Genomic DNA, 11,622 nt, shown 5'->3' with positions numbered 1-11,622 from the left:
CGCGGATCGGGGGCAGGTCGGCGGCGACGCCCTGGGGGCAGCCGGGCGGCGCGGCGGCGGTGCCCTCGCGGCGGCCGGTCGTGGTCTCGCTGGTCACCGGGTGCCTCCTCGCGCTCCGGGCCGGCCCGTGGTGGTCCAGCGGCCGAGCGACATCTCCGCGGTGATGCCGGGCCCGAACCCGGCGAGCAGCCCGCGTGCCGTGTCCTGCGCGCCACCCTCGTCGAACATCCGGCGCAGCGCGTCGAGGACGACGGCGCTGGCGATGTTCCCGTACTCGGTGAGCGTCGCCCGGCTGAAGCGGAACGCCTCCGGCGGCACCCCCAGGAACTTGCTCAGGTCGTCCAGGATGCGCGGCCCGCCCGCGTGGATGATGTAGAAGTCCAACTCCGAGGCGTCCCAGCCGTGTTGGACCGCCATCTCCTTCAGCGCGGGAGCGAGCGGTTCCATCGTGCCGGGCACGCGCCGGTCGAGCTGGAAGTGGAATCCGGTGGAGCGAACGTCGTACATGATCCAGCTCTCGGTGTCGGGCACCAGATACGAGCCGTTGCGCTCCAGCGAGATGCCGGTGCCCCCCTGCCCGCGGACGACGGCCGCGGCGACGCCGTCCCCGAACAGTCCGTTGGACAGCAGATTGCCGACGCCCAGATCGGTCGGCTGGTAGCAGAGCGAGCAGAACTCGCAGGACACGATGAGCGCGTTGGCCTCGGGATAGGCCGTGCAGAAGTCATGTGCCCGGTTCACGGCCGCGCCTCCTGCGGCACAGCCGAGCTGGGCTATGGGTATCTGGCGGGTGTTGGAGCGGAAGTCCAAGTTGTTGATCAACCAGGCGGTCAGGGACGGCATCATGAACCCGGTGCACGACACGTAGATGATGACGTCGATGTCGGCCGCCGTGAGGTCGGCGTCGGCGAGGGCCCGGAGGATCACCGGGGGCACGCGTTCCTTCGCCGCCTCCTGGTAGGTGGCGTTGCGGGCCTCGAAGCCGGGGTGGCGCAGGGTCACCTCGATGGGCTGGATGATGTGCCGCTTCTGCACACCGGTGTTCTCGATCAGGCGCAGCGCGAGCTCCAGTTGGTCGTGGTCCGCGTGCACGGAGCGCGCCAGCTCCAGCGTCTCCTCCATGGTGATCACATGCTCCGGAACGTCGACCGCAGGCCTGCACAGAGTCGCCATGGAGGTAAGCCCTTCTGTTGCCCCGAGCGATGAACCAGGCACTCACTATCACTCGCGTCACAGGGGGCATCCCTAATCGGGCTGCTCCGAACCAGTGACAGCGCCCCTTGCTCGCGCGGCGCCCCCGAACCCCGGTGGGCAACCCGAATGGCAGACCCCGGATGCCGTCACCGGGGCCCCGGCGGAACATGAGGGCTACGCATGTTCCGTGTGGGGCTGGAGGTCTCCCGATGACCGAGGTCGAGGAGCCGGCGATCGTCGCGGACACGGTGCGCCGCCCCGTCGCACCGTCGCCCGTCGCACCGTCGCCCCTGCCCGCGGCACCCCCGTCCGAGGCGCCCGCGCCCGCGGTGTTCACCGAGCAGGACGACGGTCCCCCGGAGTCGGCGCTCAGGGCCGCCGAACTGCGCTGGGTCAAGGACGAGATCGCCGCGGGCCCGGACATCGCACCCGGCCCCGCCCCCACTCCCACGAAGCTCACCGCACGCGAACGCATCGCCCTCCTCCTGGACGACGGCTCCTTCACGGAGACCGAACCGCTGCGCCGCCACCGCGCCACCGCGTTCGGCCTGGCGGACGACCGCCCCTACACCGACGGCGTCGTCACCGGCTGGGGCACGGTCGAGGGCCGCACGGTCTTCCTGTACGCACACGACGCGCGGATCTTCCAGGGCGCGCTCGGCGAGGCCCACGCCCAGAAGATCCACAAGGTGATGGACCGCGCCGAGGCGGCGGGCGCCCCCTTGGTCAGCCTCTGCGACTCGGCCGGCCCCCGCCTCCTCGAAGGAGTCGCCTCGCTCGCCCAGTACGGCGGCATCTTCCGCCGCAACGCCCGCGCGTCGGGTGTCATCCCGCAGATCAGCGTGGTGCTCGGGGCCTGCGCGGGCGGCGCCTCGTACTCCCCGGCACTGACCGACTTCGTCTTCATGGTCGAGGGCCTTGCGCAACTGGTGGTCACCGACCCCGAGAACGTCGAGTCCGCGACGGGGGCGCGGACCACCGCCGAAGACCTCGGCGGCACCGGCGTGCACACGACGACTTCGGGCGTCGCGGGCTTCGCGTACGAGGACGAGGAGACCTGCCTCGTCGCCGTACGCCGCCTCATCGGGCTCCTCCCGTCCAACAACCGGGAGTTCCCGCCGGCCGTGCCCAGCGCCGACCCGCCCGACCGGCGCTGCGAGGCGCTGATCGATCTCGTGCCGGCCGATCCGCGGCAGCCGTACGACATGCGCACGGTGATCGCCGAAATCGTCGACGACGGCGCCCTGTTCGAGGTGCACGAGCAATGGGCGACCAACGTTGTCTGCGCCCTGGTCAGGCTCGACGGCGAGGTCACCGGCATCGTCGCCAGCCAGCCGCAGTCGCTCGCCGGTGCGCTGGACGCCCACGGTTCCCTGAAGGCCGCCAAGTTCGTGTCGACGTGCGACTCGTTCAACATCCCGTTGGTCACGCTGGTGGACGTACCCGGCTTTCTGCCCGGCGTCGAGCAGGAGCTCGGCGGTCTGCTCCGGCACGGCGCGCACCTGCTCTACGCCTACTGCAACGCGACCGTGCCGCGGGTGTCGGTGGTGCTGCGCAAGGCGTACGGCGGCGCGTACGTGGTGATGGACTCGCGCTCCGTCGGCGCCGACCTGGCGTTCGCCTGGCCCGCCAACGAGATCGCGGCGCGAGGTGCCGGCCAGGCCGTCGCCGACGCCTTCCGGCAGGAGCTCGCGGACGCCGAGGACCCCGCCGCGTTGCGGGCGCAGCTGACACGGCAGTACGAGGACGAGCTGATGCACCCCTACCGCGCGGCCGAACAGGGCCTGGTCGACGACGTGATCGACCCGGCCGAGACCCGGGACGTCCTCGTGCGGTCGCTCGCGATGCTGCGGGCCAAGCAGGAGGACGTGCCGTCCCGCAAGCACGGGAACCCTCCGCTGTGAGCGACCAGGACGCGGTGCCGGATCCGGACGCGGATCCCGTACCGGATCCGGACTCGGACTCGGCCCCGGACTCGCTGGACATGCGCGTCGTCAGCGGAGAGCCCGACCCCGACGAGCTCGCGGCACTGACGGCCGTCCTGAGCCTGCTGATCGCACGCCGCCAGGCCGAGGAGCACCGGGCCCGCCGTCCGCGCCGCGCGGGCTGGGACCGACGCAGGTACGGCCACGGTCCGGCCGGGTCCTGGCGCAGCTGACATCGGAACGGAGCGAAGGGGACGAGAAGTGGTACGAGGCAGGGGCGTCGCCCGCCGACAGGTCCTGGCGGCACTCGCGCTGACCGTCCTGGCCGCGCTGACCGGATGCGGCGGTGGCCACCAGAGCCCCGAGGCCACGGTCTCGGACGCCGGGCGCGACACCACGATCATGATCATCCGGCATGGGGAGAAGCCGGGCCACGGCGAGCAGGGCGTCGACGAGGCGGGCAGGCCCGACAAGAAGTCGCTGACCCGGCGCGGATGGCGGCGCGCGGACGCGCTGCCCCGCCTGTTCGCCGCCGAGCCGGGCCGGCCCGCGCCGAAGCTGCCGAGGCCCGCGACGCTCTTCGCTGCGGCCGACACGGGCCCGCACGCGGGCGCCCACCGGATGCGCCAGACCGTGACCCCGCTGAGCAAGGCGCTGCACCTCCCCGTGGACACCTCCGTCGCGGAGGGGCAGGAGACCCGGCTCGCCACCGCGGCACTGGCGGCGAAGGCTCCCGTGCTCATCAGCTGGGAGCACTCCCGCATCCCGGCGATCGTGCGGGCGCTGGGCGCCGCGCAGGCCCGGGGAGTTCCCGGGAAGTGGCCCGAACGCTTCGACCTGGTCTGGGAGTTCACGCGCACGGGCGGCAACTGGGCGTTCCGGTCGGTGCCTCAGCACTTGCTGGACGGGGACGAGTGAGCGGCCCCAGGATCTAGGGCCTGTCTTCAAACTCCCGTCTGCCTCGCGACGCCTGGCACGCACGCTCGCCGCACCGGGCGAAAGCCCAAGTACGTCCAGTACGAGGACTTCCACCCGGCACGCCGAGAGCACGCACCAGACGCCGCAAGGCCGCCCTTCGGGCGACGACGGGAGTTTGAAGACAGGCCCTAAAGCGTGTTGCACAAGGCTGTGTTCGGGCAGGTCAGGGCCTGTGATCGCGGTCTTCTGGTCATGATGCGAGGGCGAGGTTGTGCATGTGGGCGACGGCCTGGACGGCGTGATGGAGGCCGTTGCCGCGTTGTCGGCAGTCGCGGAGGATCTTGTAGTTCTTCATCCGGCCGATCACATGCTCCACGCGGGCGCGGACCTTGCGGTGCGCGGCGTTGTCCGCTTCTTCGCCCGGTAGCAGGGACCGTCGGGGACGTTTGCGGTGCGGGATGACCAGACCGGTGTTGGTGTAGGCGCCGTCGCCAAGGACGGTGACGCCCTGGCAGTGCTCGGCGAGGCCGGAGGCCCGCCAGGCGTGGGCGTCCGCGGTGGTGCCCGGCACCGGGCGGGCCGCAGCGATCACCAGGCGGGTGTCAGCATCGACGATGACCTGCACGTTCGCCGAGAACCGATAGTTGCGGCTGGAGGAACCGACCTGCCGGTCGCGGACCGGGATCAACGTTCCGTCCACGATCCACAGTCGCTCCGGTGCGTCCGCCGGGCGGGAGGCCGGCTCGAGCGCGAGCAGCGGCCCGAGCCTTTGGATCACCCGGCAGACCGTGGACGAGGAGATACCGAACAGCGGTCCCAGCTGCCGCATCGTGAGGTTCGTGCGGTAGTACACCGCCACCACCAGCACCCGTTCGGCCAGCGGCAGACTCCACGGCCGGCCCTGCAGCGTGCCGTTGCCGCCGCGCTCGCGCACCGCCTTCAGCAGCCGCGCAAACTGCGTCACCCGCAGCCCGGTGAACGTCTCCACCCACACCCGTTCTGCCCTCAACACCCCAGCCATACAGCGGAGATGCCCAGATCACAGCCTTGTGCAACACGCTTTAGGAGCCGTCGCCACCAGGGGAGACCAGCCCCGACTCGTACGCCAGGACCACGGCCTGCACCCGGTCGCGCAGGTCCAGCTTCTGCAGGATGCGGCCGATGTGGGTCTTGACCGTGGTCGTGCCGAGGAACAGCCGCTCCGCGAGTTCGGCGTTGGTCAGACCCGTCGCGAGCAGCCGCAGCACCTCCAGCTCGCGCGGGGTCAACTCGGACAAGTCGCGGTGCAGGGCGGGAGGTTGGGCCTCGTCGTGCCGGGCGTAGCGTTCGATCAGACGGCGGGTGATCGTCGGCGCGAGCAGTGCGTCGCCGGTCCGCACCAGGCGTACGGCCGCCACCAGATGCTCGGGCGTGACGTCCTTGAGCAGGAAGCCGCTGGCACCGGCGGCGAGCGCGGCATAGACGTAGTGATCGAGGTCGTAGGTGGTCAGCATGATCACCTTGGTGGGGTCGGGGCCGGCGTCGGCGAGGATGTGCCGGGTCGCCTCGATCCCGTCCATCTGCGGCATCCGGATGTCCATCAGCACGACGTCCGGCCGGGTGCGCCGGCACGCGGCGACCGCCTCGGCCCCGTCGGCCACCTCGGCCGTCACCTCGATGCCGTCGGCGGCCAGGATCATCCCGAATCCCGTACGCACCAGGGCCTGGTCGTCCGCGATGACCGCGCGCAGCGGCGGGCGGCTCATGCGGTCCCCCGGGGGACTCGGGCCCTGACCCGGTAGCCGCCCGCGAGGGTCGGTCCTGCGGTCAACTCCCCGCCGTAGACGGCCAGTCGCTCGCGCAGCCCGATCAGGCCACGGCCGTTCCCGCTCGCCGGCCGCTCCGCCCGCGCCGGTCCGGTGTCGGTCACTTCTATCTCCAGTACGTACTCGACGGAGGTGATTCTGACCGCCGCGTCGGCGCCCGGCGCGTGCTTGATCGTGTTGGTGAGGGCCTCCTGTACGACGCGGTACGCCGCGAGGTCGATCCCGGACGGCAGCGGGTCCGGCGCGAGCGCCACCTCGACCTCGACCGGCACCCCGGCCGCACGCACCCGCTCGACCAGGGCGTCGAGCTGCCCCAGGCCGGGCTGCGGCGCCAGGCCGTCGGGGCTCTCGTGGTCCGGGGCGGCCAACAGGCCCATCACATGGCGGAGTTCGGCCATGGCGGCCCGCCCGCCGGCCTCGACCGCGAGCAGCGCCGCCTTCGACCGCTCGGGCGCCGTGTCCATCACCTTGCGGGCCGCGCCCGCCTGGATCACCATCACGCTCACATTGTGGGTGACGACGTCGTGCAGCTCGGCGGCGATCCGGGACCTTTCCTCCGCGACGGCCCGGCGCGTGGTCTCCTCCTGGGTCTGCTGCAGCCACAGGTAGCGGTCCCGGCTCGCGGCCAACTGCTGTTTCCAGAGCCGGACCAGGCCGGCCAGGACGCCCGCGGTCAGCAGCACGACCACCGGACTCGACCAGCCGGGAAGGACGGGTTCGGTCCGCCGGAACGCGAGACCGGCCAGTACGGCCGCGAGGAGCATTGCGGCCAGCGCCCGTCTGCGGTGGCGGCTGTGCACGACGGCGCTGTAGGCCGCGATGACACAGGTCAGCACGTTGATCCAGCCGGCGTCGTCGACCATGACCAGGGTGGCGCCGACGACCACGGCGAACGCCGCCAGCGGATAGCGGCGCCGGCCCGCCAGCGGCAGCGCGGACAGCACGACGAACGGCCAGATCGGTGAGGTCTCCTCGGCCACCACCTGGATGCTTCTGCCCGTGGGCGGCCGGGGCCCCGGAGGCGGGAAGGGAACGTCCTGGTTCGCCGTGATCAGCCCGCTGTCGGGATAGCGCACCGCCACGAACAGCGCGACGGCGGTCAGCATCACCGCCAACGCCGCATCCACGGCCAGCGCCTTGCGCGAGGGCGGAGCGGGCCTCGCCTCCTCCCGACGCAGCACATCGCGCAGCTGCGGACGCCAACCGTGCCCTGCCTCCAAGTCCACGGGCACATTGTGCAGTTCAACTCATCAAGCCCGCGTCAGCCTCGGAGACCAGGGCCGCGACCCTCGGGAGTAGGTCGCGGGGAGGACCCCCGGCCCGGATCGTCCGCGCGAAGGGCCGCATGTCGGTGCCGCGGCCGACGCGGTCGGCGAACGGCCGCGCCTACCTTCGCTGGGGCCTGCCGTCGGCAGACACCTCCCGACCGCGAAGGACGGACCTTCCCATGACCCCGGAAACGACCCCGGAAATGCGCGCGGAAACGGCCGCGGAAATGAGCCCGAAGACGACCCCGGTGATCCAACTGGCGGGGGTGGCCAAGCGCTACGACAGCGTCGGCGCTCCCGCGCTCGGACCGATCGACCTCGAGGTCGCCCGGGGCGAGGCGCTCGCCGTGATCGGCCCTTCCGGCAGCGGCAAGTCCACGCTGCTGAACCTCGTCGCGGGCCTGGACAAGCCGAGCGACGGCGCCGTCCTGGTCGCCGGGCAGCGCATCGACGAGATGAACGAGCACGGGCTCGCCCGCTATCGCCGCGAGCGGATCGGCATGGTCTTCCAGTTCTTCAACCTGCTCGACGACCTCACCGTCGCCGACAACATCCAGCTCCCCGCCCAACTGACCGGCGCCCCGAGGCGCAAGGCCGCGGCCCGCGCCGCGGAGCTCATGGAAGTCCTCGGTATCACCCGGCACGCCCGCGCCTACCCCGGCCGGCTGTCCGGCGGCGAGCGCCAACGGGTCGCGGTCGCCCGGGCCCTGGTCAACCGGCCGGCCCTGCTGCTCGCCGACGAGCCGACCGGGGCACTCGACACCGCCTCCGGCCACGACGTACGGGAGCTCCTCGTCGATCTGCACCGTGGCGGCCAGACCATCGTTCTCGTCACCCATGACCTCGCGCTGGCCGAGGCGTGTGCGAGCCGCACGATCCAGCTGGTCGACGGCCGGCTCGCGCTCGACTCCCGGGCGGAGGCCGTGCGATGAGCCTCTTCGGCGGCGGGGCGCTCGGCCGGGTCGTGCGCTCGGGGGTGGGCCGGCGGCGGGTGCAGACCGTGGTGGTCGCCCTGGCCACCATGATGGCCGTCGCCGCGGCCGTCGTGGCCGGGTCGCTCATCGTGGCTTCCAATGCGCCCTTCGACCACGCCTTCGCCCAGCAGAACGGCGCCCACCTCACCGCACGGTTCGACCCGGACAAGGCAACCACCGCCCAGCTCAAGGCAACTGGGCAGCTGTCCGGGGTCACCGCGACCGGGGGACCGTACCCCGTCACGTCCATCCACCCGGTCGACCGCAACGGCGGACAGCTGCCCGCGATGTCCCTGGTCGGCCGGTCCGGTCCGCACGGTGACGTGGACGACCTGGACCTCAAGTCCGGGCGCTGGGCGACGAAGCCGGGTGAGATCGTGCTGTCCGCGTCGTTCAAGGGGCCCGTGCTCGGGCTCGGTTCCACGCTGAAGGCCTCGGAAGCATCCGACAGCCCGACGCTCACGGTCGTCGGCTTCGCGGTGTCGACCAGCCAGACCGCCGACGCCTGGGCGACTGAGGGCCAGGTCGCGGCGCTGGGATCGAAGGCGAGCCCGGTCACCAGCCAGATGCTGTACCGCTTCGCGTCCGCGGCCACCAAGGGCCAGATCGCCGCCGACCGCAAGGCGGTTGCCGACGCGGTGGCGTCCGGGGCACTGCTGGGCACCCAGTCCTACCTGGACACCAAACGCGCCGCCGACCAGGGCGCCGCGCCCACCATTCCCTTCCTCGTCGCCTTCGGCGTGCTCGGCATCGCCATGTCGGTGATCATCGTGAGCAGCGTGATCAGTGGCGCGGTCGGCACCAGCCTGCGCAGGATCGGCATCCTCAAGGCCATCGGTTTCACCCCGCGCCAGGTCGTGCGGGCCTATGTGGCACAGGCGTTGATCCCGGCCGGGGCCGGCATCGCCCTCGGGGTGGTCCTCGGCAATGTGCTGGCCGTGCCGCTCCTGGAGGACACCGAGCAGGTGTACGGCACGGACTCGCTGTCCGTGACGTGGTGGGTGGATGTCGTGGTGCCCGCCGGTGCGTTGCTCGTCGTGGCGATCGCCGCGGTGATCCCCGCGCTGCGGGCCGGCCGGCTGCGTACCGTCGAGGCCATCGCGGTCGGGCGGGCGCCCCGCACCGGGCGCGGCCAGTGGGCGCACCGCGCGGCAGGCCGGCTGCCGCTGCCCAGGCCGGTGACGTACGGCCTCGCCAGTCCCTTCGCCCACCCGGTCCGTACGCTCGCGCTGCTCCTCGCCGTCACCTTCGGCACGGTCGCGGCCACCTTCGCCCTCGGGCTCACCTCGTCCCTGAACGCGGTCGGCAAGGCCTCGGATCCGGAGGAGCGGGCCGAGGTCACCGTGGTCAGCGGCGTACACGGCGGCGAGGGCGGCGGACCCCGCCCCGGGGGCGGCAACCGCCCGCCGCCGTCCGCCGACCCGGCGAAGGTCGGCGCGGCCATCGCGGCACAGGAAGGAACCGCCTCGTACTACGGCATGGACACGCAGGACGTCACCGTTGCCGGGATCTCCGGATCGGTCGAGGCCAGCCTCTACCAGGGCGACGCACGGGCCGGCAGCTACGAGATGATCGCCGGGAAATGGTTCACCGGGGCGGGTCAAGTCGTCGTGCCCACACGGTTCTTGGAGCGGACCGGCACCCGCATCGGCGACACGGTGCGGGTGACCCTCGGCAAGGACACGCAGACCCTGCGGATCGTGGGCGAGGCCTTCGACACCAACAACGACGGCCTGTCCCTGCATGCGGACATGAGCAGTTTCGGCGCGGCCAAGCCTCAGCTCTTTCACGTCGACGTGAAGTCGGGGCTCTCCCCGGCCACGTACGCGGAGAAGCTGGCCAAGACGGTCGGCCCGCTGGGCGGCGACGTCATGGCCAACGGGCCCGCGGAGGGCGAGAGCATGATTCTCATCCTGGACGCGATGGCCGTCCTGCTCACCCTCATGCTGGTGAGTGTCGCGGGCCTCGGCGTGCTCAACTCCGTTGTCCTCGACACCCGGGAACGCGTCCACGACCTGGGCGTCTGTAAGGCGCTCGGCATGTCGCCGCGGCAGACCGTGGGCCTCGTGCTCGCCTCGGTGGCCGGGATCGGCGTGCTCGGCGGACTGATCGGCGTACCGGCCGGATACGCGCTGCACGGATTCGTGCTGCCGGTCATGGGGCGCGCGGCGGGCACCAATCTGCCGCCGTCGGTCCTGGAGGTGTACGACGCTCCGCTGCTCGTGCTCCTGGGAACGGCCGGCATCGTGATCGCCATGCTGGGCGCGCTGCTCCCGGCCGGCTGGGCGGCGAAGGCACGCACGGCGACGGCGCTGCGGACCGAGTAGCGAGCCGCCCGGCCGTGCGTAGGACGGTGCGAGGGCCGGAACTCCCTTATGGATTCCGGCCCTTGTACGCGCGTGGGATGTGCGCCGACCGGAGTCAGACCGAGCGGTGGTACGGGTCCGGTACGTGCACCTCGGCGCCGAGTTCACGGGCGGCGTGCCGTACGAAGGACGGGTTGCGCAGGAGTTCGCGGCCGAGCAGGACGGCGTCGGCGTCGCCGTTGTCGAGGATCTTCTCGGCCTGTCCGGCGTCGGTGATGAGGCCGACCGCGGCGACCGGCAGTCCGGTCTCGGCCTTCACGCGGGCGGCGAACGGGACCTGGTAGCCGGGCCCGACCGGGATGCTGACCTTGGGGGCGTTGCCACCGGTGGAGACGTCGAGGAGGTCGACGCCGTGCTCCTGGAGCAGGGCGGCCAGGCGTACGGTCTCGTCCGCGGTCCAGCCCGCCTCGTCCAGCCAGTCGGTGGCGGAGATCCGGAAGAAGAGCGGCTTGTCCGCGGGCCACACCTCGCGCACCGCGTCGACGACTTCGAGGGCGAAGCGGGTGCGGTTCTCGAACGAGCCGCCGTAGGCGTCGGTGCGGTGGTTGGAGTGCGGCGAGAGGAACTGGCCGATCAAGTAGCCGTGCGCGCCGTGCACTTCGACGACCTCGAAGCCGGCCTCGAGGGCGCGGCGGGCGGCATCCCTGAACTGTCCGACGACGTCCTGGATCTGGTCGGCCGTCAGCTCGGCGGGTACCTGGTGCGCCTCGGAGAACGCCAGCGGGCTGGGGCCGACCACGGGCCAGCCGTGGTCGTCGGGGCCGAGCGGGCCGCCGCCCTTCCAGGTGCGGTCGGTGGACGCCTTGCGGCCGGCGTGGGCGAGCTGGACGCCGGGGACCGTGCCCTGTGCCTTGAGGAAGGTGGTGATCCTGCGCAGCGCCTCGACCTGGGTGTCGTTCCAGATGCCGAGGTCGTAGGGGCTGATCCGGCCCTCGGGGGAGACCGCCGTGGCCTCGGTGAGGATCAGTCCGGTGCCGCCGGTGGCGCGCGCGGCGTAGTGCGCGAAGTGCCAGTCGGTGGCCACGCCCGTGCCCGGGCCGACGGGCTCCGCCGAGTACTGGCACATCGAGGCCATCCAGATGCGGTTGGAGATGGTCAGCGACCGCAGGGTGTAGGGCTCGAAGAGCGTGCTCACGGCGGACTCCATTCGTCGGCGAGGACCGGACTCGTAC

10 protein-coding genes are annotated in these 11,622 nt (G+C 71.9%); 5 read left to right on the top strand and 5 right to left on the bottom strand.

All coding sequences use genetic code 11. The annotated features are described in order from the left end of the window. Positions 1–93: 93 nt before the first annotated feature. Entirely contained in the window at positions 94–1,173 is a 1,080-nt protein-coding gene (locus OG430_RS06610; protein WP_327351478.1) for a type III polyketide synthase, read from the bottom strand. A gap of 230 nt (positions 1,174–1,403) precedes the next feature. Here OG430_RS06610 and OG430_RS06605 point away from each other — a divergent pair, with 230 nt between their 5' ends. Genes OG430_RS06605 through OG430_RS06595 form a run of 3 tightly spaced genes read left to right on the top strand, consistent with a single transcriptional unit; the run spans position 1,404 to position 4,037 of the window. Continuing rightward, entirely contained in the window at positions 1,404–3,098 is a 1,695-nt protein-coding gene (locus OG430_RS06605) for an acyl-CoA carboxylase subunit beta (RefSeq protein WP_327351477.1), read from the top strand. Then, the gene (locus OG430_RS06600) at positions 3,095–3,352 is read left to right on the top strand and encodes an acyl-CoA carboxylase subunit epsilon (protein WP_327351476.1); all 258 of its coding nucleotides are present in this window, start codon (positions 3,095–3,097) and stop codon (positions 3,350–3,352) included. The genes OG430_RS06605 and OG430_RS06600 overlap by 4 nt, the downstream gene beginning before the upstream one ends. Before the next feature lie 28 nt (positions 3,353–3,380). Then, on the top strand, positions 3,381–4,037 hold the full coding sequence (locus OG430_RS06595; protein WP_327351475.1) for a hypothetical protein: 657 nt from the start codon (positions 3,381–3,383) through the stop codon (positions 4,035–4,037). 250 nt (positions 4,038–4,287) lie between these two features. Here the strand turns inward: OG430_RS06595 and OG430_RS06590 are convergent, their stop codons facing one another. From OG430_RS06590 to OG430_RS06580, 3 genes are read right to left on the bottom strand one after another with little or no spacing between them, the layout of a single operon-like run. After that, positions 4,288–5,058, bottom strand: coding sequence for a transposase family protein (locus OG430_RS06590; RefSeq protein ID WP_327351289.1), 771 nt, complete (start codon positions 5,056–5,058; stop codon positions 4,288–4,290). Between the two features lie 40 nt (positions 5,059–5,098). After that, positions 5,099–5,782, bottom strand: coding sequence for a response regulator transcription factor (locus tag OG430_RS06585; protein ID WP_327351474.1), 684 nt, complete (start codon positions 5,780–5,782; stop codon positions 5,099–5,101). Beyond that, positions 5,779–7,068: a sensor histidine kinase gene (locus OG430_RS06580; RefSeq protein ID WP_327351473.1), complete on the bottom strand. Its 1,290-nt coding sequence runs from the start codon at positions 7,066–7,068 to the stop codon at positions 5,779–5,781. Before OG430_RS06580 ends, OG430_RS06585 begins: the two co-directional genes overlap by 4 nt. A 269-nt stretch (positions 7,069–7,337) precedes the next feature. Between OG430_RS06580 and OG430_RS06575 the strand changes: the two genes are divergently transcribed. Both OG430_RS06575 and OG430_RS06570 read left to right on the top strand, forming a co-directional pair. After that, a complete protein-coding gene (locus OG430_RS06575) occupies positions 7,338–8,042 on the top strand; it encodes an ABC transporter ATP-binding protein (protein WP_327358974.1) in 705 nt (234 codons plus the stop codon). Next, on the top strand, positions 8,039–10,411 hold the full coding sequence (locus OG430_RS06570; protein WP_327351472.1) for an ABC transporter permease: 2,373 nt from the start codon (positions 8,039–8,041) through the stop codon (positions 10,409–10,411). Before OG430_RS06575 ends, OG430_RS06570 begins: the two co-directional genes overlap by 4 nt. A 94-nt stretch (positions 10,412–10,505) precedes the next feature. On the opposite strand, the gene OG430_RS06565 is transcribed toward OG430_RS06570, so the two are convergent. Next, positions 10,506–11,585, bottom strand: coding sequence for an NADH:flavin oxidoreductase/NADH oxidase (locus OG430_RS06565; RefSeq protein WP_327351471.1), 1,080 nt, complete (start codon positions 11,583–11,585; stop codon positions 10,506–10,508). Positions 11,586–11,622 lie beyond the last annotated feature (37 nt).

The organism is Streptomyces sp. NBC_01304, assembly GCF_035975855.1.
GTDB lineage: Bacteria > Actinomycetota > Actinomycetes > Streptomycetales > Streptomycetaceae > Streptomyces.
Note: the sequence above shows the minus strand (reverse complement) of the source record. Positions and strands in the feature narration are given on the sequence as shown.

Bases quoted from the DNA above. Each gene is read 5' to 3' on its own strand.
- OG430_RS06590 (WP_327351289.1), bottom strand. From the start codon at position 5,058: ATGGCTGGGGTGTTGAGGGCAGAACGGGTGTGGGTGGAGACGTTCACC.
- OG430_RS06610 (WP_327351478.1), bottom strand. From the start codon at position 1,173: ATGGCGACTCTGTGCAGGCCTGCGGTCGACGTTCCGGAGCATGTGATC.
- OG430_RS06570 (WP_327351472.1), top strand. From the start codon at position 8,039: ATGAGCCTCTTCGGCGGCGGGGCGCTCGGCCGGGTCGTGCGCTCGGGG.
- OG430_RS06585 (WP_327351474.1), bottom strand. From the start codon at position 5,782: ATGAGCCGCCCGCCGCTGCGCGCGGTCATCGCGGACGACCAGGCCCTG.
- OG430_RS06605 (WP_327351477.1), top strand. From the start codon at position 1,404: ATGACCGAGGTCGAGGAGCCGGCGATCGTCGCGGACACGGTGCGCCGC.
- OG430_RS06575 (WP_327358974.1), top strand. From the start codon at position 7,338: ATGAGCCCGAAGACGACCCCGGTGATCCAACTGGCGGGGGTGGCCAAG.